The sequence below is a fragment of the Dellaglioa sp. CoH-55-MRSF-7 genome, from assembly GCF_056782235.1.
In genome coordinates, this window is record NZ_JBXAYI010000002.1 from 1 (window position 1) to 26,058 (window position 26,058).

Annotated in this window: 27 protein-coding genes and 1 tRNA gene; 23 read left to right on the forward strand and 5 right to left on the reverse strand. The window is 32.0% G+C overall.

Annotated elements, in window-relative coordinates:
• Positions 1–571: 571 nt before the first annotated feature.
• Positions 572–850: a hypothetical protein gene (locus tag AC1RPU_RS01825; RefSeq protein WP_481761399.1), complete on the reverse strand. Its 279-nt coding sequence runs from the start codon at positions 848–850 to the stop codon at positions 572–574.
• Positions 851–935: 85 nt separating this feature from the next.
• Between AC1RPU_RS01825 and AC1RPU_RS01830 the strand changes: the two genes are divergently transcribed.
• The 7 genes from AC1RPU_RS01830 (at position 936) to AC1RPU_RS01860 (ending at position 7,919) form a co-directional block, all read left to right on the forward strand.
• Complete coding sequence (locus AC1RPU_RS01830; protein ID WP_409022427.1) at positions 936–1,613, forward strand: response regulator transcription factor; 678 nt, start codon at positions 936–938, stop codon at positions 1,611–1,613.
• A 130-nt stretch (positions 1,614–1,743) separates the two neighbouring features.
• Positions 1,744–2,889: a sensor histidine kinase gene (locus tag AC1RPU_RS01835; protein WP_481761398.1), complete on the forward strand. Its 1,146-nt coding sequence runs from the start codon at positions 1,744–1,746 to the stop codon at positions 2,887–2,889.
• 19 nt (positions 2,890–2,908) lie between these two features.
• Positions 2,909–3,856 (forward strand): ribonuclease Z, encoded by a 948-nt coding sequence (gene rnz, locus AC1RPU_RS01840; RefSeq protein WP_481761397.1) that lies wholly within the window; start codon positions 2,909–2,911, stop codon positions 3,854–3,856.
• Entirely contained in the window at positions 3,852–4,661 is an 810-nt protein-coding gene (locus tag AC1RPU_RS01845) for an SDR family NAD(P)-dependent oxidoreductase (RefSeq protein WP_409022789.1), read from the forward strand. Before rnz ends, AC1RPU_RS01845 begins: the two co-directional genes overlap by 5 nt.
• Positions 4,662–4,672: 11 nt before the next feature.
• Positions 4,673–5,038 (forward strand): lipopolysaccharide assembly protein LapA domain-containing protein, encoded by a 366-nt coding sequence (locus AC1RPU_RS01850; RefSeq protein WP_481761396.1) that lies wholly within the window; start codon positions 4,673–4,675, stop codon positions 5,036–5,038.
• A 17-nt stretch (positions 5,039–5,055) separates the two neighbouring features.
• Positions 5,056–7,386 carry a single-stranded-DNA-specific exonuclease RecJ gene (gene recJ / locus AC1RPU_RS01855; RefSeq protein ID WP_481761395.1) on the forward strand — a complete coding sequence of 777 codons (2,331 nt, stop codon included), beginning with the start codon at positions 5,056–5,058 and terminating at the stop codon, positions 7,384–7,386.
• 14 nt (positions 7,387–7,400) lie between these two features.
• Positions 7,401–7,919 carry an adenine phosphoribosyltransferase gene (locus AC1RPU_RS01860; RefSeq protein ID WP_481761394.1) on the forward strand — a complete coding sequence of 173 codons (519 nt, stop codon included), beginning with the start codon at positions 7,401–7,403 and terminating at the stop codon, positions 7,917–7,919.
• Positions 7,920–8,317: 398 nt separating this feature from the next.
• Here the strand turns inward: AC1RPU_RS01860 and AC1RPU_RS01865 are convergent.
• Positions 8,318–8,404, reverse strand: a tRNA-Ser gene (locus AC1RPU_RS01865).
• 51 nt (positions 8,405–8,455) lie between these two features.
• Entirely contained in the window at positions 8,456–8,908 is a 453-nt protein-coding gene (locus AC1RPU_RS01870; protein ID WP_481769376.1) for a hypothetical protein, read from the reverse strand.
• Positions 8,909–9,673: 765 nt separating this feature from the next.
• Here AC1RPU_RS01870 and AC1RPU_RS01875 point away from each other — a divergent pair.
• Positions 9,674–10,825 (forward strand): hydroxymethylglutaryl-CoA synthase, encoded by a 1,152-nt coding sequence (locus AC1RPU_RS01875; RefSeq protein ID WP_481761392.1) that lies wholly within the window; start codon positions 9,674–9,676, stop codon positions 10,823–10,825.
• Positions 10,826–10,878: 53 nt separating this feature from the next.
• Here the strand turns inward: AC1RPU_RS01875 and lexA are convergent, their stop codons facing one another.
• Entirely contained in the window at positions 10,879–11,499 is a 621-nt protein-coding gene (gene lexA, locus AC1RPU_RS01880; protein ID WP_409022434.1) for a transcriptional repressor LexA, read from the reverse strand.
• Between the two features lie 147 nt (positions 11,500–11,646).
• Here lexA and AC1RPU_RS01885 point away from each other — a divergent pair, with 147 nt between their 5' ends.
• The 4 genes from AC1RPU_RS01885 to AC1RPU_RS01900 all read left to right on the forward strand — a co-directional run bounded on the left by AC1RPU_RS01885 (position 11,647) and on the right by AC1RPU_RS01900 (position 15,826).
• Positions 11,647–11,889, forward strand: a complete 243-nt coding sequence (locus AC1RPU_RS01885; protein ID WP_409022435.1) for a DUF896 domain-containing protein — start codon at positions 11,647–11,649, stop codon at positions 11,887–11,889.
• A gap of 95 nt (positions 11,890–11,984) precedes the next feature.
• The gene (locus AC1RPU_RS01890) at positions 11,985–12,221 is read left to right on the forward strand and encodes a YneF family protein (protein ID WP_112249992.1); all 237 of its coding nucleotides are present in this window, start codon (positions 11,985–11,987) and stop codon (positions 12,219–12,221) included.
• A gap of 67 nt (positions 12,222–12,288) precedes the next feature.
• Positions 12,289–14,046 carry an ABC transporter ATP-binding protein gene (locus tag AC1RPU_RS01895; protein ID WP_481761391.1) on the forward strand — a complete coding sequence of 586 codons (1,758 nt, stop codon included), beginning with the start codon at positions 12,289–12,291 and terminating at the stop codon, positions 14,044–14,046.
• Positions 14,039–15,826: an ABC transporter ATP-binding protein gene (locus AC1RPU_RS01900; RefSeq protein ID WP_481761390.1), complete on the forward strand. Its 1,788-nt coding sequence runs from the start codon at positions 14,039–14,041 to the stop codon at positions 15,824–15,826. Before AC1RPU_RS01895 ends, AC1RPU_RS01900 begins: the two co-directional genes overlap by 8 nt.
• A 67-nt stretch (positions 15,827–15,893) precedes the next feature.
• Here the strand turns inward: AC1RPU_RS01900 and AC1RPU_RS01905 are convergent, their stop codons facing one another.
• Positions 15,894–16,529: a lysophospholipid acyltransferase family protein gene (locus tag AC1RPU_RS01905; RefSeq protein ID WP_409022438.1), complete on the reverse strand. Its 636-nt coding sequence runs from the start codon at positions 16,527–16,529 to the stop codon at positions 15,894–15,896.
• Positions 16,530–16,632: 103 nt separating this feature from the next.
• On the opposite strand from AC1RPU_RS01905, the gene AC1RPU_RS01910 reads away from it, so the two are divergent.
• From AC1RPU_RS01910 to rseP, 11 genes are all read left to right on the forward strand, one after another.
• Complete coding sequence (locus AC1RPU_RS01910) at positions 16,633–17,379, forward strand: tRNA1(Val) (adenine(37)-N6)-methyltransferase (protein WP_409022439.1); 747 nt, start codon at positions 16,633–16,635, stop codon at positions 17,377–17,379.
• A complete protein-coding gene (locus tag AC1RPU_RS01915) occupies positions 17,369–17,644 on the forward strand; it encodes a GIY-YIG nuclease family protein (protein ID WP_409022440.1) in 276 nt (91 codons plus the stop codon). The genes AC1RPU_RS01910 and AC1RPU_RS01915 overlap by 11 nt, the downstream gene beginning before the upstream one ends.
• 69 nt (positions 17,645–17,713) lie before the next feature.
• On the forward strand, positions 17,714–18,706 hold the full coding sequence (locus tag AC1RPU_RS01920) for a D-2-hydroxyacid dehydrogenase (RefSeq protein WP_481761389.1): 993 nt from the start codon (positions 17,714–17,716) through the stop codon (positions 18,704–18,706).
• 30 nt (positions 18,707–18,736) lie between these two features.
• Complete coding sequence (locus AC1RPU_RS01925) at positions 18,737–19,726, forward strand: D-2-hydroxyacid dehydrogenase (protein WP_481761388.1); 990 nt, start codon at positions 18,737–18,739, stop codon at positions 19,724–19,726.
• A 164-nt stretch (positions 19,727–19,890) separates the two neighbouring features.
• Positions 19,891–20,682 carry a 30S ribosomal protein S2 gene (gene rpsB / locus AC1RPU_RS01930; protein ID WP_409022443.1) on the forward strand — a complete coding sequence of 264 codons (792 nt, stop codon included), beginning with the start codon at positions 19,891–19,893 and terminating at the stop codon, positions 20,680–20,682.
• Positions 20,683–20,791: 109 nt separating this feature from the next.
• Positions 20,792–21,667 (forward strand): translation elongation factor Ts, encoded by an 876-nt coding sequence (tsf, locus tag AC1RPU_RS01935; RefSeq protein ID WP_481761387.1) that lies wholly within the window; start codon positions 20,792–20,794, stop codon positions 21,665–21,667.
• A 133-nt stretch (positions 21,668–21,800) separates the two neighbouring features.
• Positions 21,801–22,523: a UMP kinase gene (gene pyrH, locus AC1RPU_RS01940; protein ID WP_481761386.1), complete on the forward strand. Its 723-nt coding sequence runs from the start codon at positions 21,801–21,803 to the stop codon at positions 22,521–22,523.
• Entirely contained in the window at positions 22,524–23,087 is a 564-nt protein-coding gene (frr, locus tag AC1RPU_RS01945) for a ribosome recycling factor (protein ID WP_409022446.1), read from the forward strand. It abuts the gene before it with no gap.
• An 86-nt stretch (positions 23,088–23,173) separates the two neighbouring features.
• The gene (locus AC1RPU_RS01950) at positions 23,174–23,941 is read left to right on the forward strand and encodes an isoprenyl transferase (RefSeq protein ID WP_481761385.1); all 768 of its coding nucleotides are present in this window, start codon (positions 23,174–23,176) and stop codon (positions 23,939–23,941) included.
• A gap of 10 nt (positions 23,942–23,951) precedes the next feature.
• On the forward strand, positions 23,952–24,746 hold the full coding sequence (locus tag AC1RPU_RS01955) for a phosphatidate cytidylyltransferase (RefSeq protein ID WP_409022448.1): 795 nt from the start codon (positions 23,952–23,954) through the stop codon (positions 24,744–24,746).
• A gap of 23 nt (positions 24,747–24,769) precedes the next feature.
• Positions 24,770–26,041, forward strand: a complete 1,272-nt coding sequence (rseP, locus tag AC1RPU_RS01960; protein ID WP_481761384.1) for an RIP metalloprotease RseP — start codon at positions 24,770–24,772, stop codon at positions 26,039–26,041.
• Positions 26,042–26,058 lie beyond the last annotated feature (17 nt).

Here is a 26,058-nt window from a genome sequence, read left to right on the forward strand (position 1 = left end):
AATACTGGGATAAAGCCATTTAGAAACATATTAAATTTTATATTATTTCATCCGTCAACTTGACAGGGCCTAGTACAGGTCATGGTGGCCTCTTTTTTTGTTTTCAGAATAAAAAACTGGTGTTGATGAATTTTATTTCACCAACACCAGAAAGTGTACACCCTTAAAATAGCTATGTTCTATAATGTTTTTTAAATTTGTTTCAACAAACTAATATTGTCCTTTTTTGAATAAGATAGGACAATTGATGACTTAATCCAGTAGTTGTATGAATAATGTATTGTGTTAAAAATTAGCGTTTAATTTATCTATTACTTTTTAGGACGATGTACAGGGTATACAGTGAAATTAATAGGGCAACGATACTTACTGTTGTAGATAGAATATTCATTTGTTTTACCTCCATTTTTTAGATATACTATAAAGACAGGATAATTATGTAGAATAACTTTATCTATTAACAAATGTCACTAATGCTAACTGTATAACAGCAGTTAGCATTTTTTATTAATACTCCATGCGATATATATAATAGCATCAGAGTAGAATGAAGACAGATCTATTTTAAGTTTTAAGCTAAAAATAGTTTATTATGATCTATTTTATAACCTAAAATTAAATGTAAATTTTTATCAATAGTTTGGATAAACAGCTTATTATGACGTGATTTCAACTCAGATACGTGAAGTAAATCTTGAAGTAACAAGGGTTTATCAGAGGGAGTAACAATTAAAATAAAATATTCTGATGTACTAATTACCTTAGAAATAGGGTAAAATAGATTATTAGTAGTGTAATATAAATTAAAATTTTTATTTAAATCAATAGTGGCTAATTCTAAATCGATCATTCGCATAATATTTAACCATCCTTTAGTAGAAGATATAATTATTATGCATTTTTTTTAATGAAAATGAAAGGAATGAGGAAAAAAAATGCCAAGAGGATTAATTATTGAAGATGATACAATTATTTCTGATAATATTGTTGAAGCAACAGCAAAAATTATGACGTTAGAGCAAGCGTTCGATGGCGAGGAAGGCTTTTTTAAAGCTTCACAAAATATATATGATATTATTATTTTAGATTTAATGCTTCCTACAATATCGGGATTTGATGTATTAAAAAAAATTCGAGAAAAGAAAATTGACACGGCAGTGCTAATCTTATCAGCAAAAGATAGTGTTGACGATAAAATTACCGGATTTAATTTAGGGGCGGATGATTATTTAGCTAAGCCATTCAATTTAAACGAATTACAAATGAGAATAAAGGCTCTTCTGAAAAGAACAATGAAATTTGAAATAGATAGTGAATTAAAATATCAAGATATGATTTTATCTGATAACAGAACAATTATTTCTGGCAGCCAATCTATCAATTTACAGGGTAAAGAGTATGAATTTTTAACATACTTACTGGAAAATAAGAATACTATTTTAACGAAAGAACAAATATTTGACCGTGTTTGGGGATTTACGTCCGATACTAGCATTACGGTTGTAGAAGTTTATATGAGTAATCTGAGAAAAAAATTAAAAAAGATTGGTCATGAAAAAATGATTCGAACAATTAGAAACGTTGGTTATCTGGTTGAACCTGATGAAAAATAAGGCAAATAGAGATACGCGTATAAAATTATTTTTTATGTATCTTTTAAGCTTCAGTATTATTTTTGTAACACTTGGTTTAATTGTATATAGTTCATTTAATGACACCTTAACAGTTAATGTAGATATATCAATGAAAAAACAAATTAGACGAATAAAAGATTCTAATTATGTCTCCATAAATAGAATCGATGATAGTCCACTTTTGAAGCAAGCACCTGACTTTAAAGTCTATCAAATCTTATGGTCACAAAATGGAGAAATAATTAATAAAGATGCAATGGGTACCAGATACCCCGTTTTTAATAAGATACCATTTAAAAAATCTGATTTAAACAAATTTAAAACAATTAAACAAAAAAACGGACCTACGTTTAGGTCATACTTAATGGAAATTCCAGACTCAGCTGTTAAAAAATGGCATAAAGCACGATATATTCAAATTATTGAAAATATTGAGATTAATCAAAACTCATTGATTAGTTTTAGGAATATTTTACTTGTATCTCTGCTTATTTTTGGAATGTTGTCGATTGCCTTAAGTGTTATTTTATCATCTATTAGTATTAAACCAACGATTAGTGCATGGAATAAGCAAAGAGAATTTATCGATAATGCAGCCCATGAGCTTAGAACACCATTGACGATAGTACAAAATAAATTAGAGTATTTGTTAACAAAACCTAATGCAAATATTATCGATGAAAGCGAGTCAATTGCAACTTCATTAAGTGAGATTAGACGATTAAATAATCTAACAAAAGATCTATTATTGTTAGCTAATTCAGATTCTAATGCTAATGTGTTTAACTTTAAGAAAGTCCTTGCTAAGGAATACTTTGAGAATATTATTCATCCTTATGCAGATATTGCGCTTAGTCAAAATAAACAATTTTATTTTCAAATAAATATTGCAAGTAAGTACATTCAATTAGACGAAGACCGTATACATCAATTAATTGTCATTTTACTTGATAATGCATTGAAATACACAGTAGCGGGTAATGAAATTTCGTTTATCGTTATTGAGTCGGCTAAGCAACTAGTGATACAAGTCATTAATGATGGAGAAAATATTAGTGATACACATAAAAAAATAATCTTCCAACGCTTTTATAGAGAAGAAAAATCAAGAAATCGTAAAACAGGTGGTAATGGGTTAGGCTTGTCAATTGCGAAATGGATCGTTGAAGAGCATAAAGGTAAAATTGAAGTTAGAAATAAGATACCGAAGGGTGTCGTTTTTGAAGTTACATTACCAATGAAATCAAATGAATAAGTAAGGATAGGTTAATAATATGGAATTAGAATTTTTAGGTACAGGAGCAGGAGCACCTGCAAAAAATAGAAATGTAACCAGTATTGCACTAAAACTACTAGATGAACGTAATAGTGTTTGGTTGTTTGATGTAGGTGAAGCAACACAACATCAAATTTTACAAACGACAATAAAACCTCGGAAAATCGAAAAAATATTCATTACACATTTACACGGAGATCATATTTTTGGGTTGCCAGGTCTTTTGAGTAGCCGATCATTTCAAGGAGGTAATGGACCTTTAACTATTTTTGGTCCTAAAGGAATTCAAAATTTTGTGAAGACCAGTTTACAAGTTTCTGAAACGAAGTTGTCATATACAATTAAATTTGTAGAACTTGATAAACCTGGATTAATATTTGAAGATAGCACTTTTAAAGTATATTTTGATTACTTAGATCATCGTATTATAAGCGTGGGTTATCGAATTGTGGAACATGATTATGCAGGCGAATTACAAATAGATAAACTTAAAGAATTAAATATTCCGTCTGGTCCAATTTATGGAGAATTAAAAGCCGGTAAAATAGTTCAATTAGAAGACGGCACAAAATTAAATGGAAATGATTTTTTGGGAGAAACTAAAAAAGGGCGTATTGTCACAATTTTGGGCGATACAAGAAAAACAAAAAATAGTTATACATTAGCTGAAAATGCAAATGTTCTGGTTCATGAGAGTACATTTGAAAAAGCTGAATCAAAAATGGCAAGGAATTATTATCATACAACTAGTGCTCAGGCTGCAGAAATCGCTAAAAAATCAAACGTGAAAATGTTATTATTGACACATATTTCCGCAAGATATGTTGGTAAAATGGCCATTACTTTACAGAGTGAGGCAAGAAGTATCTTTAAAAATACAACGGTTGTTAGAGATTTTGATGTAATTAATGTGCCGTTTTCTCAAAAGGAAAAAGTAAATGATTAGTCAATATAAAGAGTTAAAAGATTTACGTAATAGAATCGTTCTAATTAGTGGTGGTTCAAGTGGTTTAGGTAAGGAACTGGCATATGAGGTTGCTAGAAAAGGTGCAATTGTTGTTATTTGCGCTAGACAAATGGATAAACTTACAGAGGTTAAAGATGCTTGTCAGCGTCTATCTGGTCGATTGGCTTATGCGATTGAATGTGATGTTTCTGATCCAATTCAAATTGAAAAAATGGTTAAAAAAATTGAATCTTCAATTGGACCGATTGAAGTACTTATAAATAATGCAGGGTTTGGTTTGATGGAGAATGTGTTATCTTTTGATATGGATGTTGCTGAAAAAATGTTTAGAGTAAACGTCTTGGGGCTAATGTACATGACTCAAAATGTTGCGCTAAATATGGCAGATAGAAAATATGGCGTTATTATTAATATTGCATCTATTGCTGGGAAAATTGCAACACCGAAATCAGCAATTTATTCAGCAACGAAATATGGTGTCCTTGGTTATTCTAATGCGTTGAGATTAGAATTAAAACCACTAGGGATTAAAGTTATGACAGTTAATCCTGGACCAATTGATACTAATTTCTTCAAAATAGCTGATAAAGAGGGCAACTATTTAAAAAATATTGGATCAATGATGCTAAATCCTGCGCATGTTGCAAAGATTATATCAAGAAACATAAGTACAAATAAACGCGAAATTAATTTACCATATTATATGGAAATGGCATATTTGGGATATACAATTTTCCCTAAAATGGGAGATTTACTTGCGGGTACAGTATTTAACAAAAAATAGTGGGGGAAAATATGAAAAAACAATGGCGAACAATCATAGCGTTATTACTTATTATCGTAATAGCAATTTTTTCAATTTTAAATGTAAAGGAAGTTTCAATTAATTTTTGGTTTGCAGAAATTAAAATGCCAATGATTCTTATTTTATTATTTTCAATTTTAGCAGGAGCACTACTGATAGGTCTGTTAACAACAAGTGCAACTTTAAAATTAAAAAAAGAAAATAAAGAATTAAATCAACAATTGGATGACTATAAAAATAATTTTGATGAATCATTGAAAAATTCAATTGATAAAATAAAAACTCAGAATAGAAAAGAAGTTCAATTACTACAAAATGAAATTAAAACGTTAAAATCAGAAAATATAAATCGTTAGTAAAGTAGAGGTTTAACATGATTGAATCAAAGTATAGTTGGAAGTTTTTAGATTTAAGTAATGACAAAATACCTAATGAAATATTTGAAAATATTCAATTAGATCATTCATTGATATCTTTACTATGGAGCCGCGGACTTACATCTGAAAAAGCTATTACTGATTTTTTAAATGTAGGAGCAGAAAACATTCACGATCCAATGCTTATGCATGATATGAGTAAAGGAATTGAACGAATTCAACAAGCAATAGTTAAAAATCAAAAAATAACGGTTTATGGTGATTATGATGCTGATGGGTTAACGAGTACCTCAATCATGTTTGAGACACTTAGTGATATGGGCGCAGATGTGGAAACTTATATACCTAACCGATTTATAGATGGTTACGGACCTAATGTAGATGCTTATAAAAGAATAATAGACAATGGTACTAATTTGATTATTACTGTTGATAATGGTGTATCAGGGAATGAAGCAATAGAATTTGCTCAATCTCAAGGTATAGATGTTATCGTAACCGATCATCATGAATTACCAGATGTTTTACCAAAGGCTTATGCAATAATTCATCCTCGACATCCTGAAGGAAAATATCCGTTTGGAGAACTTTCAGGTGCTGGTGTGGCATTTAAAGTTGCGAGTGCATTAACAGGTGATATTTCAGAAGAATTACTAGATTTAGTGGTAATCGGTACAGTAGCAGATTTGGTATCACTGACAGATGAAAATCGTTCACTTGTAAGTTTCGGTCTGAAGGTTTTACAACAAACGTTCCGGCCAGGATTGATTGCATTAATGGAAGTTGCGAATGTAAAACAGGAAACAGTAGATGAAAAAGATATTGGTTTTGGTATTGCGCCGCGTTTAAATGCAATTGGGCGATTAGGTGATGCAAATATTGGTGTTGAACTGTTAACTAGTCTAGACGATGAACGAGCACAGGAAATAGCAAACTTTGTTCAATCTGAAAATGTACGCCGTCAAAAAATTGTAGCAGATATATTAGAACTAGCATTGAAACAGGCTACAGCAGAGTATAATCAGTACAAGAAAACACTGGTAATAACAGGTGAAAATTGGCACGAAGGTGTATTAGGTATCGTTGCTAGTCGTGTTGTTGAAGTAACTGGTAAACCGACAATTATTTTAAACCAAGATACAGAGAAGGGCTATTTAAAAGGATCCGGTCGAAGTATTGATACATTTCATTTGTATAACGCAATTAATGAACATAGAGAATTAACATCTCATTTTGGTGGACATCATATGGCCGTGGGATTAACATTTCCCATTCAAAACTTAGAAAGATTTAGATTAGACTTGGAAAATGAAGCAGTATCTCAAGGAATTCAATTGAACGTTAAGCCAGCCAAAGTGGTTGTAGCAAAGCTAAATGTAGATCAATTGACTTTGGATTTTTATAAGGATATTGAAAAATTAAAACCATTTGGTACAGACAATGAAAAACCGATTTTTGAAATTAAATATAAATCAATACAAAATGTTAAGGCTATTGGTAAAACAGGAACTCACTTAAAATTTGAAGTTGTTGGTGAGAAAGAAAAAATTAGTGGAATTTCATTTTCAAATGCAAAGTATGTTGATGATTTCAAGAATACTTTAGATGAGATCAAATTAATCGGTGAAATTGAAAAAAATGTATGGATGAATAAAACAAATTTACAGTTAATGGTACAGGACATTAAATTTGAAGGGCTTGTAATTATTGATGAAAGAACTGACCACGTGAATAAAAGTTTATTTCAAAATGAAGGCTTGTTTATATTCTGGAATAAAAAAAATTATGACCAAGTAAAACAATTTTCATCAGACAAACAGATATTTAAGCAGGCTGATCAACTAAAAAGTGTATCAGATTTTGATAATCAAAGAACAATTATATTTGTAGATTGCCCAAGCTCGTTGGAACAAATGTCTACAATATTACGTTTATCGGATAGTCAGAAAATAATTGCAGTATTTTTAAAGACTAACAGTGCCTATTTAGATGGTATGCCATCCAGAGAACAGTATGCAAAGTTATATAAATTTGTGATGAGTCATAAAGATGTTGATATTAATAATCAACTAATCGTCTTATCTGATTTTTTAAAAATAAAGAAAAATTTATTAATATTCATGATTAAGGTGTTTTTAGAGTTGGAATTTGTTAAAATAAAAGATGGATTAATGACTGGAAAAAGTACAACAAATAAAATGGACATTAAAAATACTTCTGAATATAAGCTAAGAAATAATCGAATATTAGCTGAAGATAAGTTAGTCTACTCTAAAGAGAATGATCTTAAAAAGTGGATACTTGAACAATTGAATACAGAAGATTAAAGGAGCGTTTATTAATGGTATTAGATTTAACAAAGTATATTGCTGCAATTCCTGATTACCCAGAAAAAGGTGTTGTTTTTCGAGATATATCACCCTTAATGGCAGACGGAGCAGCATACCGCGAAGCAACAAATAAAATTGTAGAATATGCCAAGAGTAAAAATGTTGAGATGATTGTTGGCCCTGAAGCTAGAGGGTTTATTGTTGGATGTCCAGTGGCCTATGATCTAGGTGTAGGATTTGCACCAGCTAGAAAAAAAGGTAAGTTACCTCGAGAAACCGTTGAGGCCAAGTATGCATTGGAGTACGGAGAATCTGCACTATATATGCATAAGGATGCGGTACAACCTGGACAGAGGGTTTTAGTAACAGATGATTTATTAGCAACTGGTGGTACGATTGCAGCGACGATAGAATTAGTTGAACAATTAGGTGGTATTGTTGTAGGGACTGCCTTTTTTATTGAATTAGATGATTTAAAGGGCCGTCAAAAAATAAAAGACTATGATATATTCAGTTTAATGAACTATTAAATTCATGATTACAGCTTTATGATAGCTATTGTTGTATAATTTTATAAAATGAGGCTCTAGTATTGGATTTTCGTCCAATACTAGAGCTTTTTATTTTTAAATTAAGCTACGAGCTTTTGAATATTATCTTCCTTTTACCAAGAACAGACGGTTGTTTGCGAAATATTAATTATATATACATCAGTTTGGGTCCAAGATACAGGTATAATACTGATTTTTTATAATTCAGAAAGTCACTTAAAGCTTTTTTAATGTTAGGTATATAAAAATGTGCGAAATATGTGCAAAGTCATATGATGTTTTAATGCTTTATAGTCTCTTTTTATACAAAATAAAAAACACAAATGCCTTTAAACTGGCGTTTGTGTTTTTTTATTTTGGTTTAATATGATATAAAAAGGAGAGTACAGGATTTGAACCTGCGCGCGCCATTACAGCGTTCGCCGGATTTCGAGTCCGGTGCATTACCACTCTGCCAACTCTCCAAAATAACTTTGTTTAGTATATCAACTTTTTAATATAATTGCAAAACTCATTTAATTATTATCAATGCTTATTAAGTTAGCAAGAAATATCCACGTGTAGCTTGCGCCAAATAATAAGCTTAGCAGATGAATATATAAAATTATTGTTGGATATGACTGAACATTTTGAATAGAATTTATGGGGTCTCCAAAAAAATCACTCAAGCCATAATATGAAATAGCTACTAAGTGATCAACAACATGGACACTGGGTAACTTAGAGACAAATTCGGTAACTTTTGATTCACCTCCTAAAACGCCTATTAAAGAAGTTCCAACAAGCAAACCTTCATAGAAAATATTTAATGCAAATTCAGCAATAACCTGTACAGTATGTGCAAAATTATTTTGAACAATGTATGAAAGTAATTTTAATAAATAGAATGAACTAAAGGTAATGATAATAATACCTAATATAAATGTAAAAATAACTGTTGTTTCCATTAGTGGTGTAATCAAATTCATATAATTAATTAGATAAAAAATGAATGTAGTAATAAGTAATAATAAATACGATTCAATTTGCCAGAGTTTTGTTTTTTTAGGGAATAATTTTAGGTATGAAAAAAAACTATAACAAAACAGTAATGAAGCAATGCTAAATGTTAGTAGTCTTAAAATTAAGAACCTGGGGAAAAACATTAGACCAAAAATTGTACCTATTAAAAAACTTACTGCATAAAAATAAAATTTTTGTTCTTTTTCTTGAATAACTAAAAACGACAAAAAAGGGTGTTTAAATCTATTTTGTCTTGGTATTTTTGTAGGGGTGAATATATATTTAAAAAAATTAGTCAAACCTTTATCCCAAATAGTTAACCCAATCATAGACACCCAAATAATTAAAACAATTAAATAAAATGTTTGTGCAATCATATTAATCCCCTTTTTCGTATAAATATATGGTTAAATTTTATACGTCTAACTGGACAATTACAAGAGAATACATAAAGTGATTCTATAATTAGTATTCAAGGGGAATTAAGTGCAATTAAGTGCAATTAAGTGCAATACGACCAATGAGTCTTGTAATCGTTGCCAAATTTTATCTGTTCGCCGAGTGTGATAGTTTATTGATAAAGATATTTCTAGGGTAGTAATAAAAGTATTTAGGTTTAGTATTTGAAACTGAATAATGATACCTTTTTAAACCAGTGATACCAAATCTTGCCATCAAATGAGACATCAAGTACAATAAAAACAATATAATAAATGGAAGCTGGAAGATTAATGAAAATTGGAATTGATCGAATTAATTTTTTTACATCGAATCAGTACGTTGATATGTCAGAATTAGCTAATGTCAGAAATGTAGATCCTAATAAATATTTAATTGGAATTGGCCAATCAAAAATGGCTGTTATACCGCCGACACAGGACGTGGTGACGATGGGTGCAAATGCTGCAGATCTATTAATAGATAACGAAAATAGAGACAAAATTGACTTTGTTATTTTTGCAACAGAATCCGGTATTGATAATTCAAAGTCGGCAGGAGCCTACGTTTCAGGTCTTTTAGGCTTAAAACACGTGAGATCAATCGAAATTAAGCAAGCTTGCTATGGAGCAACGGCCGCTATTCAATTGGCAAAAGGACATGTGTCGCTTAATCCAAATAGTCAGGTTTTAGTCATTGGTGCTGATATTGCTAGATATGGTCTAAATACTGCGGGTGAACCTACACAAGGTGGCGGCGCTGTCGCAATGATTATTACGAAAAACCCAAAAATACTTTTATTAGATGCAGATAGTGGATTTGTAACGGAAAATGTTATGGATTTTTGGCGCCCATTAAATCACAGCGAAGCACTTGTAGACGGTAAAACTTCTCAGAACGTATATTTAGATTTTTTTAATCAAACATGGAATGAGTATAAAAATAAAACAGGATTAACTGTTGCTGATTTTAAGGCTATTTTATATCATTTGCCATATACAAAACTTGGTGTTAAAGGTTTAAGAGAAGTCCTTAATGAAGCGACAGATAGCAAAAAAATTGAATTAGAACGAGAATTTGAGGCAGCTAAAAAGTATAATAATCAGGTTGGAAATTTATATACTGGCTCACTATATTTAAGCTTTATATCTTTACTTGAAAATAGTAATGATTTAGAGGCCGGTGATAGAATAGGGATGTATAGCTATGGTTCAGGGGCAGTTGGAGAATTCTTTTCTGGTACATTAACAGATAATTTCAAGAGTCAATTACCGAAAATTAATTTAGAAGAACGTGTTCAAGTTTCTATTGAATTATACGAGAATATGTATCAAAATCATTTAAAAAATGATGGAGCAGATATTTATTTAGATTACAGTAATGATAAATCTAAATATATTTTAATAGGCAGCAAAAATATGCAAAGGCAATATTCTATTCAATAGAAAAAGCTACTAGATTAGTCTGACTAATTTAGTAGCTTTTTCTGCTTTGTTCATTAAAAATGACGATAGAGTCCAATGACTTTGCCTAAAATAGAGACAGAATCTAAAATAATTGGTTCCATTGAATCATTTTCGGGTTGGAGACGAAAATGATTTTCTTCTTTGAAAAATCTTTTACAGGTTGCCTCATCAAATTCATTCATTGCAATAACAATTTCACCATTTTCAGCAGTTGACTGTTTTCTGACAATAACTTGATCTTCATTTAATATCCCAATATTAATCATGCTTTCTCCGCGAATTGTTAACATGAATAAATCATCTGAGGAATTAAAGTCAGGTGGGAGGGGGAAATAATCAGTTACCTGTTCAACAGCCAAAATGGGTACACCAGCAGTAACGGTCCCGACCATTGGAATTAAATTTTCATGACTATTAACGCCAATCGCATCTAATCCAAGTGGTGTAAGTTCAATTGCCCTAGGTTTGGTGGGATCTTTAGTTAGTAATCCTTTTTTTTCAAGTCGAGCAATGTGTCCATGAACAGTGGAAGTAGATGATAGAGAAACAGCTTCGCCAATTTCTCTAACAGTTGGTGGATAACCCTTCGTGTCCACTCGTTCATGAATAAAGCGCAAGACTGCAAGTTGTTTGCTGTCAGATGCTTTTGTCATTTAGTACACCTCATCATCATTATTTATTATTTTAATAGTAGCATATGAAAGTAGTTGTTGCAAACAAACGTTCGGTTAATTTGAATAATTGTTTTTTATCATATTATCAGGTATGCTTATGAGTGAAATTTTAAGGAGTGATAATAAATGATCCCAGAAGATTTAGCACCAAGAATAAATGAATTAGCTGCAAAAAGTAAAACTGATGAAGGTTTAACAAAGGCTGAAGAAGCTGAAAGAAAAGAACTTCGTGAAACGTATCTTGCATTATTTAGAGAAAGTTTTAGAAGTCGAGTTGAAATGATGCAGGTTTATGATAAAACAGGTAAAGAAGTAACACCTGACAAAGTAAAAAAAGTTCAACGTGATAAAGGTTTACGAGATAACTAAGAAAATAGTTCCCAATTTGAATAGATTTACCTTTTCTTTTATGTGAAAATTGTGTAGAATTAGTGATTGAAGTGAATTGAAAGGGGTCTTGAATTATGTCAATGGGAATGACGATTTTAATCGCCGTTATTGCGTTAGCAGTTGGACTTGTCGGAGGATTTTTCGGTGCTCGTAAGTATATGGAAACATATTTACAAAAGAACCCACCAATCAATGAAGATATGTTAAGAATGATGATGGTCCAAATGGGCCAAAAACCTTCTGAAAAGAAATTACATCAGATGATGTCATCTATGAATGCACAAGCAAAAAATAGTTCGCAAAAAAAATAATTTAATATTTTATGAACAGGCAAGGATTTCCTTTGCTTGTTTTTTTTTATAAAAAGGAGGAGTTAGAATGACTATATTTAGAAAACTTGGATGGTTTTTTAAACAAGAAAAAAAATCGTATGGAATCGCAGTATTCTTTCTGATTTTAGTGGCAATCTTCCAAATTATTCCACCTAAAATTATTGGAAATATCGTTGATAGTATGAGTGAAAATGAACTAACAGTGAGTAAGTTAGCAATTTGGATTAGTATCTTAGTTTTTGTTGCATTAGGGCAATATCTGTTTAGATATATCTGGAGAACCAATATTTGGGGTAGCGCTGCTCGCCTTGAAAAAATTTTACGTACTCGATTATTTAAACATTTTATGCAAATGGATCAATCTTTTTTTCAGCAAAATAGAACAGGCGATTTGATGGCACATGCAACGAATGATTTAACAGCTATTCAGCAGGTTGCTGGTGCAGGTATACTAACTTTTGCTGATTCAATTATCACGGGTGGGACAACTATAATTGCAATGATATTTTTAATAGATTGGCGTTTAACAATCTTAGCAATTATTCCGTTACCTTTATTGGCGGTTATGGCTAGATATTTAGGAACTAAAATACACACTGCTTTCTCTACATCTCAAGCAGCGTTTTCAACGTTGAATAATAAAACGCAAGAGAGTGTCAGCGGAATTAAAGTGATTAAGACTCTTGGACAAGAACAAGAAGATATTGAAGATTTTGAAGGAAAAGTTGAAGAAACTATCAAGATTAATAGAAAAGTTAATTTATTGGATGCATTGTTTGATCCAATAACAAGTTTAATTATTGGATTGTCATATGTTTGCACTATCATTTTAGGTGGATACTATGTGGCTAACAACGTTATTTCAATTGGACAACTGATTTCATTTATAAGTTATATTGCGTTACTTGTTTGGCCGATGTTTGCTATTGGTCGATTATTTAATGTTATTGAACGTGGAAATGCTAGTTATGATCGTGTTCAAATATTATTAAATCAAAAAAGTGGCATTGTAGATAATGAAAAGGGGTTAGATAAATTACCGGTGGGATCTTTTAAATTTGATGTCCAGCATTTTAATTATCCAGATGATGATCGGGAAAGCTTGCATAATGTTAAATTTGAAATTGGTTCTGGTCAAACTCTTGGCATTGTTGGAAAAACGGGTGCTGGCAAATCAACGATTATGAAATTGATACTTCGTGAATTTGATGCATACAACGGAATGATTTCAGTTAATAATTCAAATATTAAAGAGTATGCCTTAGATACGTATCTGAAGTCAATTGGTTACGTTCCTCAGGAAAGCTTTTTATTTTCAACAACTATTTTAAATAATATACGTTTTGCTAATATGAATTTAACAAAAGAAAAGGTTGAAATGGCTGCATTTAATGCTGATTTGGATAGTGATATCACTGAATTACCACTAAAATATGAAACAGAGGTTGGAGAACAAGGAATATCCCTCTCTGGTGGCCAAAAGCAACGTTTAGCTATCGCTCGTGCCCTTGTAATTAATCCAGAGCTATTAATTTTGGATGATGCTCTTTCGGCAGTTGATGCCAGAACGGAATCTATTATTTTAACTAGATTAAAAGAGAAACGTCAAAATAAAACAACTATTATTTCTGCAAGCCGTATGAGTAGTGTAAAAGATGCAGATGAAATTATCGTAATTGATGGTGGAACAATTATTGAGCGAGGACAGCATGATACGTTAATGACATCAAAAGGTTGGTACTATCAAATGACAACTAAACAACAACTTGAAAGCAAGTTAGAGGGAGATGAAATTAATGAGTGAAAAGCCTAAATCTAGCTGGCAAAAAGAACTGAGCGGTAAAGAACAAAGAACAGTTATTAAAAGATTGTTGCCCTATACAAAAGATTTTAAAGCCGATTTTTTAATCGCAATTTTATTTGCGGCCATATTAAGTGGAATTAATATATTACTACCTCTTCTTTTACAGTATTATATGGATAACTATCTTCAATCGAAATCAACACCACTAAATATTATGTTTTTATTTGCGGGTCTTTACTTTATCGGTGTAATTTTAAAAGCAATTACTCAATTCATTCAAATGTATTTGTACTCAATGGGTGCAGAAAAAACATTAGAAAAAATACGTGTCATTCTTTTTAAAAAAATTCACACGTTAGGGATGCGTTACTTTGATAAGACACCGGCTGGAGCTGTTGTTTCTAGGGTTACTAATGATACGATGACATTAGCAGATTTTTGGACGCTATTTATGACATTAATCGTTGGTGTATTTTCACTTATCTCTGCTTTTGTAGCAATGTATATTGCCAAGCCACAGATTGCATTGGTAACGTTGATTTTTATACCAATTTTACTAATAACAACATGGTATTACCAACGGTTTAGTTCAAAGGTTTATCGACAAATGAGAGAATATTTGAGTCGATTAAATACTAAATTAAATGAATCTATCGTTGGAATAAATGTGATTCAACAATTTCGCCAAGAAAAACGGATTGAAGGCGAATTTGAGGACACTAATGAACTTTATTTGAAAAAAAGATTTGAAATGATTCGAACTAATTCATTGTTACTTTCACCAATTATTAGTTTATTTTATGCATTGGCTGTAGTAATGACACTTGGGTTATTTGGAATTAGCAGTTTAGATCATTTTGTTGAAGCAGGAATGGTATATGCATTTCTAACATATTTACAAAATTTCTTCAATCCCATGACAAACTTAATGGATTATTTGACAACTTTCCAAGATGGAATCGTTGCAGGTAGCCGAATCATTAGTGTTCTTGATGACCAAACAATAGAACCACAACAAACACCCGTGGCAGGAGCCACAATTACTGAAGGTAAAATTGAATTCAAAAATGTTACTTTTTCTTATGATGATGAGAATGCTGTTTTAAAGAATATATCATTTACGGTACAACCTGGTGAAACACTTGCTTTCGTTGGACACACGGGTAGTGGTAAAAGTTCAACCATCAATATTTTGATGAGATTTTATGATTTTGAAGAAGGGCAAATTTTAATTGATGGTTTAGATATTAAAAAATATTCGACAGAAGAGTTACGTAAAAAAATGGGGCTTGTATTACAAGATTCATTTTTATTTTATGGTAATGTTGCTTCAAATATTAGAATGTTTAATCAAGATATTACTGATGAACAAATTGAAAAAGCTGCTAAATTTGTTCATGCTGATCAATTTATTGATAAATTACCTCGGCAGTATCAAACGAAAGTTGTTGAACGAGGGGCAACATACTCCGCTGGTGAAAAGCAATTGATTTCATTTGCGAGAACGATTGTAACTAATCCCAAAATTTTAATATTGGATGAAGCTACAGCTAATATTGATACGGAGACGGAACAACTTATACAAGATGGGTTAAAACAAATGAGACAAAATAGAACGACGCTTGTTATCGCACACAGACTGTCAACTATTGTTGACGCTAACCAAATTCTAGTGTTGGATAAGGGTCAAATTGTTGAACGAGGAACACATGAAGAATTACTAAAATTAAATGGTAAATACGCTGACATGTATAGTTTACAAAATATATCAGATGATTAAGTTTAATTTTAAATAAAAATACTGGTAGAAAATCAATATGATTTCCTACCAGTATTTTTTTTGGAATTTAATTATTATTTTTACTTTTATGGGGATCAACATATTTAAAATTGGGATTAATTTCAGTATCTAATTTTTGAAATGCAGCCATTAATTGGGTGTCCATTTCTGTTTGGACCTCATCAGTCAATTTTGTTTTTTTGTCTAAATAGATTGGATCACCGAATGAAACGGTTACTCTTTTTCTACTGAAAAGTTGCTTTAAGGTTAATGGACCTTGATAGACTGCTGGAACTAGGGGTACCTGTGCCATTCGAGCAATTAAGAGTGAACCACCTTTTAATTCCTCGGAATGTCGGGTACCTGAGGGAAACATAATTAATGATAATTCGCCTTTTTTTAAAAATTTAACTGGCGTTTTAATTGTTGATGGACCTGGATTTTCTCGATCAACTGGAAAAGCATTGGCATGAATTAAGATATAGCGTAAAATTGGATTTACAAATAGTTCTTTTTTTGCCATAAATGAAAACTTTTTAGGACTACCAGCTAAGGCAAAGTAAAGGGGGTCAAACCAAGTTCGGTGTGGACCTACTAAAATATACGATCCTTCAGGTAGTTTTTCTTTATTAATATAGTGGGCATTCCCATTGATTAAGAATAAAAGTACTCGTACAATACCTCGTGCAAATGAATAAAACATGTGGCAACAATCCTTTCAAATTTTAAACTTTGTATGGTAAGTATGACTAATTAAATTAAAAGTTGCAAGTTTAAAAAAAATTATAGAAAATGGGTAATGAAAAATGGTTTCACTTAATAACAATGAACGTATTGACCAATTATACTCAAATCAAATTAAAATCATTCAGAGTTCAGATGTTTTTTCTTTTTCACTGGATGCTGTTTTATTAGCCCATTTTGCAGATGTTTCAAGAAAAGAATCAACTAAAATAGTTGATTTATGTGCGGGCAATGGTGCAGTCGGGTTATTTGTTAGTCAAAAAACAAAGGGTCAAATTTATCAGATTGAACTTCAAGAAAAATTAGCTGATATGGCAAATAGAAGTATTGAATTGAATCACTTGGAAAATCAAGTACAAGTTAAGCAAACAGATTTAATCAACACGTTTGATTATCTAGAAAAAGACTCAATTGATACCGTATTGTGTAATCCACCTTATTTTCCAAATACGCCACAATCTTCTCAGAATCCTAACAAGTATTTAGCAATTGCACGACATGAAATTACAACTAATTTAGATAGTATTCTAGAAATTACTAGCGGTTTATTGAAAATGAAGGGGAAAACTTTTTTCGTACACCGTCCTGATCGATTGCCTGAAATTCTAAGTAAAATGGTTAATCATCGGTTGGCGCCTAAAAAAATCCAATTTGTTCATCCAAAAGAGGGAAAAGAGGCTAACATGGTCCTAATTGAAGCAATTAAGGATGGCAATGCAGCAGGAATTAGGATTATGCCTCCTATTGTTGTTTATGGTAACGATGATGAGTACACACAAATGGTTCAGGAGATTGTTTATGGAAGATGAAAAAAAATATTATTTCTATGTATTACTGTGCGCTGATAATACACTATACGGCGGATTTACAACGGATCCCGAAAAAAGACTTGCAACGCATAATGCAGGGAAAGGTGCAAAGTACACAAAATTAGCTAGTAGACGGCCTTTGAAAATGATTTTGCAGGAATCATTTGAAACGAAATCTGAAGCATTAAAGAAAGAATATGCTTTCAAACACCAATCAAGAGATAAAAAAATTGCTTATTTAAAAAAGCAATCAGTTGAAATCTGAAATAATGTATAAAAAGATTTCAAATGATATAATGAAAGTATAAATTTTAAAATAAAGAGGTATAACATTATGAAAATCATTGCGTATGGTATCCGAGAAGATGAATTATTGTATGTCCAAGAATGGGAAAAAGATAATCAAATTAAAATAAAAACTGTTAATGAATTATTAGACGAAAAAACAGTTCAATTAGCAGAAAATTATGACGCTATCGTTGCCTACCAACAAAAGGACTATACACCTGAATTAATTAAAAAAATTCATGATTTAAATATTAATTATTTATCGATTCGTAATACTGGTGTGGATAACGTTGATGGGGATGCAGTTAATAAGTATGGATTGATTGTGACGAATGTGCCATCTTATTCTCCAAGTGCTGTTGCGGAGCTATCTGTAGCTAAATTGTTGGAGTTATTTAGAAAAACACCACAATTTAATCGTAAAATGAAGAATAACGATTTCACTTGGGAACCCGATATCTCTAAAGAAATCCGCACACAAACAGTTGGTGTGATTGGTACAGGAAGAATTGGGCAAACAGCCATTAAAATTTTTAAAGCATTTGGTGCAAAAATTATTGGATATGATATTTATCAAAATCCTGCTTTGAAAGAAGAAGGAATCTATGTTGATACATTAGATGAGCTATATGCAAAATCAACAGTTATCACAATTCATAGCCCTGCTACTGAAGATAATTATCATTTATTAGATGACGAAGCATTTAGTAAAATGCAAAATGGTGTGCATATTTTGAATATGGCCAGAGGAACATTGATTGACACCGATGCACTGATAAGAGCGCTAGATTCAGGGAAAGTAGCCGGTGCCGCATTAGATACACTTGAAAATGAGACTGATTATTTCAATAAAGAATTAACAGAATCACAAGTAAATGGTACTTTTAAAAACTTATTGCAACGTGAGAATGTGTTAATTACCCCACACACAGCGTTCTATACAGAGCCTGCTGTCAGGAATATGGTTATAGATGCTTTGAATGCAAGTAAAGACTTAATAGAAACAGGACATTCTGATAAAGAAGTTAAATTTAAATAAAATTAGTCAGAAAATGGAGGATTTTGTATTATGAAACTAATTGCGTTCGGTATGAGAAAAGATGAAGTTGGATTTGGTAATCAATGGTCTGATGACAATCAAGTTGATGTTGAAATTACTCAAGATTTATTAACGAATGAAACGATACAGCAAGCGGATGGATTTGATGGTATTATTGCATTGCAAACAATCCCTTATAACGAAACATTATTTTCTAAAATGAAAGAGATGAATATTAAGATTCTTTCTGTTAGAAATGTCGGGGTTGATAATATTGATTTAGTTGCAGCTAAAAAATACGGTGTGACGGTGACAAATGTCCCAGCGTATTCACCTAACGCGATTGCTGAATTTTCTGTGACACAATTGATGCAACTCTTAAGAAGAACACCAGAATTTAATTTAAAAATTAAAAATCAAGACTATCGTTGGGCTCCAAATATTTCACGCGAGTTGAGAAGCTTAACCGTGGGTGTTATTGGAACTGGACGTATTGGCCGGGTTGCAATGGACATTTACAAAGGATTCGGTGCAAAAGTTATTGCATACGATGTCTATCCAAATGCTGAATTAAAAAAGAGTGGTATTTATGTTGATACATTAGATGAGTTGTTCGAACAAGCAGACGTTATTACATTACATACGCCAGCTACAAAAGAGAATGAACACATGCTTAATCGAGATTCATTTGAAAAAATGAAACACGGAGTTCTGATTGTAAATACAGCCCGTGGAACGTTAATTAATACTGAAGATTTAATTGACGCATTAAAATCAGGACAAGTTGGTGGAGCAGCTTTAGATACGTATGAATTCGAAAATCCAATATTTAATCATGATTTAACGGACTCATCTATTGAAGATCCATTATTTAATGAACTTTTAGATATGGTAAATGTTATTTTAACACCTCATATTGCATTCTATACTGAAACTGCAGTTAAAAATATGGTTGAAATTGCTTTGAATAGTGCTTATCAATTTTTAACAACAGGCGTTGTGGAAACAGAAGTTAAATAATTAAAAATAAGACTTGTGTTCTAATTTTAGATTTTGTATACTTAAAGACGATGTTAAAACATCAATTCACACCTTGTGGGATGTGACTGAGGGTGCTCGGGAGAGTCTTAGCACAGTTGAACACTTGGGAGGAAAATAAAACTTTTACTCGGAGGCACTACATTATGGCTGTTATTAGTATGAAACAATTGCTCGAAGCCGGTGTTCATTTTGGACATCAAACACGTCGCTGGAACCCAAAGATGAAACCATACATCTTTACTGAAAGAAATGGTATTTATATCATTGATTTACAAAAAACAGTTAAATTAGTTGATGCTGCTTATGCATCAATGAAAAAAGCTGCTGAAGATGATGGTGTTGTTCTTTTTGTTGGTACAAAGAAACAAGCACAAGATGCTATTGAAGAAGAAGCAACTCGTGCTGGACAATACTTTGTTAACCATCGTTGGTTAGGTGGAACTTTAACTAACTGGAACACAATTCAAAAACGTATCAAACGTCTTAAAGAAATCAAAAAAATGTCAGAAGATGGCACATTTGATCTTCTTCCTAAAAAAGAAGTTTCTTTATTAATTAAACGTAGAGATCGTCTTGAAAAATTCTTGGGTGGTATTGAAGATATGCCTCGCATCCCTGATGTATTATTCATTGTTGATCCTCGTAAAGAACGTATCGCTGTTAAGGAAGCTCAAAAATTGAATATTCCTATCATCGCTATGGTTGATACAAATAGTGATCCAGATGAAATTGATGTAAAAATCCCTTCAAATGATGATGCAATTCGTGCTGTACGTTTGATTACTGCAAAAATGGCTGATGCTATTATTGAAACTAATCAAGGTAAAGAAGAAGTGAATGAAGCTTCTTTCAAAAAGGCTGACGAAAAAGTAGATTCAATCGAAGATATCGTTGAAGCTGTTGAAGGCGGAAATGATAAAAAAACTGCTGAATAGTAAATAAATTAGGCTGTCTCAAAATTAGGTACTGTAATGGCCCTTTCTTTTGAGGCAGTTTTTTTAGATATAAAATCAATTAAATTATTTAAACAAGGAGGCCATTCAAATGGCAAAAATTTCTGCTTCTCAAGTTAAAGAATTACGTGATACAACTGGTGTCGGTATGATGGACGCAAAAAAAGCACTCGTTGAAGTTGACGGTGATATGCAAAAAGCAATCGATTTCCTCCGCGAAAAAGGTATGGCAAAGGCTGCTAAAAAAAGTGACCGTGTTGCTGCTGAAGGTCTATCTGATGTTCAATTCTCTGGTAACTTTGCAGCTATTGTTGAAGTTAACGCAGAAACTGATTTCGTTGCTCAAAACGAACAATTCAAAACACTTGTTAAATTGATTGCTACTAAAATTGCTGAAGCACATCCTAAAGATGTTGAAGAAGCACTTACAATTAAAACAGACCGTGGCACAATTAATGATGATTTAATTGAAGCAACACAAGTAATTGGTGAAAAAATTTCATTACGTCGTTTTGAATTAGTAGAAAAAACTGATAATGAAAGTTTTGGATCATACTCACATATGGGTGGCTCAATTTCAACACTTGTTGTCGTTACAGATGCTGATGAATCAACTGCTAAAGATGTTGCTATGCATGTTGCTGCAATTAATCCTAAGTATGTATCTCGTGAACAAGTACCTGCTGATGAATTGGCACATGAAAAAGAAGTACTTTCTAAAGAAGCTGCTAATGAAGGCAAACCAGCAAATATCATTGAAAAAATGGTTGAGGGTCGTTTAAATAAATATCTAGCTGATATTAGCTTAGATGATCAAGATTTTGTTAAAGATCCTGACATGACAGTTGCTAAGTATGTTGCTTCTAAGGGTGGAAAAGTTAAATTATTTATCCGTTATGAAGTTGGAGAAGGTCTTGAAAAGAAAGAAAATAATTTTGTAGACGAAGTTATGGGCCAAATTAAATAATTTTCTACAATCCAAAAGTTTGTGCTTTAAGCACAAACTTTTTTTAATAAATTTATTTTGATATAAATTGAATTATTAATTATACCTAAAATATGGTAAAATAATTGTAAATAGATTGTAGGAGGAACATTGGATGTCAGATGTTAAGTATCGACGCGTTATGTTGAAGTTAAGCGGTGAAGCATTAGCCGGAGAACAAGGATTTGGTATTAATCCACCTGTAATTAGAAAAGTTGCTGAAGAATTAAAAGAAATTCAAGAAATGGGTGTTGAAGTCGCTATCGTTGTTGGTGGTGGTAATATGTGGCGTGGTGAAGCTGGAGCCGCAATGGGTATGGAACGTGCGCAGGCAGATTATATAGGGATGCTAGGAACAGTTATGAATGCACTAGCATTGCAAGATAATCTTGAGTCTGTAGGTGTCCCAACTCGAGTTCAAACAGCTATTGAAATGCGCCAAATTGCAGAACCCTATATTCGCCGTAAAGCTGTTCGTCATCTTGAAAAAGGTCGCGTTGTTATTTTTGCTGCGGGTACGGGTTCACCATATTTCTCAACAGATACAACTTCAGCGTTAAGAGCTGCAGAAATTAATGCTGATGTTATATTGATGGCAAAAAATGGCGTAGATGGTGTCTATTCTGCTGATCCTCAAAAGGATGACTCAGCAACAAAATATGAAGAATTAACACATTTAGATATAATTAATAAAAACTTACAAGTTATGGATACAACTGCAAGTACATTATCGATGGATAATGATATTCCGTTAGTCGTATTTAATTTGAACGAACCAGGAAATATAAAAAAAGTTGTTCTCGGTGAAACCATCGGAACAACCGTTAGGGGAAAATAAATGAAAATAACAGAACCTATATTAGTTGATGCTCAAGATAAAATGTCAAAAGCAGAGGTTTCACTTCAAAAAAATCTTGGTAATATTCGGGCTGGTCGAGCTAATGCTAGTTTATTGAATAATGTGACAGTAGATTATTATGGTGCACCAACGCCACTTAATCAAGTTGCACAAATTTCAGTACCAGAAGCTCGCGTACTTTTAATTACGCCATTTGATAAAAGTGCTTTGAAGGATATTGAACATGGTTTATTAGTTGCTGATTTAGGAATTAGCCCTTCGAATGATGGATCAGCAATTCGATTAGTTATTCCTCAATTAACAGAAGAACGTCGTAAGGAATTAGCTAAAGACGTTAAAGCTGAAGCAGAAAATGCTAAAGTTATTATTCGTAATATCAGACGTGATGCAGTTGATGCCTTGAAAAAATCAGAAAAAAATGGTGATTTAACCGAAGATGATTTACGAGATTTAGAAAAACAAGCTCAAGATGTGACGAATGCATCAATTAAAAATATTGATAATATTCAAGCAGATAAAGAAAAAGAAATTTTAGCAGTTTAAATAAATAGCTTTATTTTAAGACAGGCGTCGTTTTGTGCCTGTTTTTTTGCTACAATAGAACATGTAACTATTCTTGGAGGTACAATATGGCTTTTAATTTTAAAAAAAATAAAACAAATGAATTAATCCAATTGGATATGGAAAGAATTCCTAAACATGTTGCTGTTATAATGGATGGTAATGGACGTTGGGCAAAAAAAAGGCATTTACCTAGAATTGCGGGACATAAAACCGGTATGGATACTGTAAAAACAGTAACTATGGCTGCAAGTGATTTAGGGATTAAAGTTTTAACACTTTACGCATTTTCTACTGAAAATTGGAAACGGCCCGAAACAGAAGTTAATTACCTGATGAGTTTACCGGGTACTTTTTTTGATAAGTTTGTACCAGAATTAATTGAAAAGAATGTAAAAGTTAATGTTATGGGCTACATTGATCAGCTTCCAAATGAAACAAAATTAGCTGTTCAAAATGCAGTGGAAGATACTAAAGATAATACAGGGATGGTTCTTAATTTTGCATTAAATTATGGTGGGCGAGCAGAGATTGTGACGGCTATCAAAAATATTGCAACTGATACCTCTAATGGTAAACTAAGCGTTGAAGAGATAACAGATAAAACAATTGACCAGTATTTAATGACTAGTAATTTAGCACCTTATAATGATCCGGAATTACTAATCAGAACTAGTGGTGAAGAAAGAATATCTAATTTCTTATTATGGCAAATTGCTTATAGTGAATTAGTGTTTACTGATACATTATGGCCTGATTTTTCTGAAGATGCATTAAAAGATGCAATACTAAATTATCAAAAAAGAGACCGCCGTTTCGGTGGTATAAAAGAATAGGAGAATTTTTATGAGACAGCGCGTAATTACGGCAATTGTGGCTCTCTGTATTTTCATACCATTGGTTATTATTGGTGGACTACCATTGCAGATATTTGCTTTAATTTTAGGATGCATTGGTATTTCGGAAGTATTTGTAATGAAGAAAAAATTATTGATATCACCAGAGGCTACTTTTGGTATCTTAATGACAATAACTGTGATTGCACCAGATAAGTGGTTTAAATTTTTACCAGCTCACATTTCTTCTGTAAATGTATTTTATTTTCTTGTTGCACTTCTATTAATGTATATGGTTACTTCAAAAAATCGTTTTTCATTTGATGATGCTGGTGTTTTTGTCTTAAGTTCTTTATATGTCGGGATGGGATTTCATTATTTTATTGCGGCAAGAGGCAACGATTTTAACGGATTAATGACATTAGCATATATTTTAATTGTTATCTGGACAACAGATACAGGTGCTTACATGTTTGGACGTAAGTTTGGTAAAAATAAATTAGCACCACATATTAGTCCAAATAAAACATGGGAAGGTTCAATTGGTGGAACATTAATGGCTACACTGTTAGGAAGTATCTTTATTTACTTCTTCCCACAAAATCATTCTTTTCCTATAATGATTTTGATTACGTTAATCCTTTCGGTATTTGGACAATGCGGTGATTTAGTTGAGTCCGCGTTTAAACGTTTCTATGGTGTAAAAGATTCTGGACGTATTCTACCTGGACATGGTGGTATTTTAGATCGATTTGATAGTTTAATATTTGTATGGCCAATTATGCATTTATTTGGGTTAATGTAATAAATTAAAGGGGGAGGATTCACATGATTAAAACGATTATTACATTTATTATCGTTTTTGGAATTTTAGTTGTGATTCATGAATTTGGTCATTACTATTTTGCAAAACGTGCTGGAATTTTAGTTCGTGAATTTTCAATTGGTATGGGGCCAAAAATACTTTCATTCCATAGAGGTAGTACAACGTACACTTTAAGAATATTACCTCTTGGTGGATATGTTAGAATGGCGGGAATCGCTGATGATGAAGATGAAGATTTAAAACCTGGTATGCCTATGAGTTTAATACTGGATAGTAATAATAAGGTTACAAAGATTAATACGAGTAAAAAAACAACGCTGTATAATGGTATCCCAATCGAATACCTAGATAGTGATTTGCAAAAAGAACTCTGGATTACAGGATATGAAAATGGTAATGAAGAGATAGTAAAAAAATATAATGTTGATCATGATGCGTTAATAATTGAAAAAGATGGCACAGAAATTCAAATCGCTCCTGAAGATGTTCAATTTCAATCAGCTACGCTTTGGAATCGAATTTTAACGAATTTTGCTGGACCGATGAATAACTTTTTATTAGCTATTGTTGCATTTATACTACTTGCTTTTATGCAAGGTGGCGTTGCAACCAATTTGAATCAAATTGGTACAATTCAAGAGAATTCTGCGGCTCAAAGGGCGGGGTTAAAAGCAAATGATAAAATTGTAGCTGTATCTGATAAAAAGACAACAAACTGGACTGAATTAACGACAGCGATTAGCAGTCGTCCTGATAAAAAAACTGACTTAAAAGTAATAAGGAACGGTAAAACAGAATCAATCGTTATTACACCTGAATCAAGTAAAACAGACTCAACAAAGATCGGTAAAATTGGTATTACAGTTAAAATGGATCACTCATTTATCAATAAAATTACTTATGGGTTTACGCAATCATGGAGTGTCGTGGCTAGTATTGTGGCTGTATTAGTAGGGATGTTTACTAAAGGTGTCAGCTTAAATGATTTTGGTGGTCCGGTTGCAATTTATGCAGTGACTTCAAATGCAGCAAGTTATGGGTTGGCGAGTGTTGTGTCATTGCTTGCATTCTTATCAATTAACTTAGGAATTGTGAATTTATTACCAATTCCAGCTTTAGATGGTGGAAAATTAGTACTAAATATTATCGAAGGAATTCGTGGCAAACCAATTTCACCTGAAAAAGAAGGTGTTATTACATTAGTTGGATTTGCATTTTTAATGATATTGATGATATTAGTCACATGGAATGATATTCAGCGTTATTTCTTTTAAATGAAAAAGGAGAATAA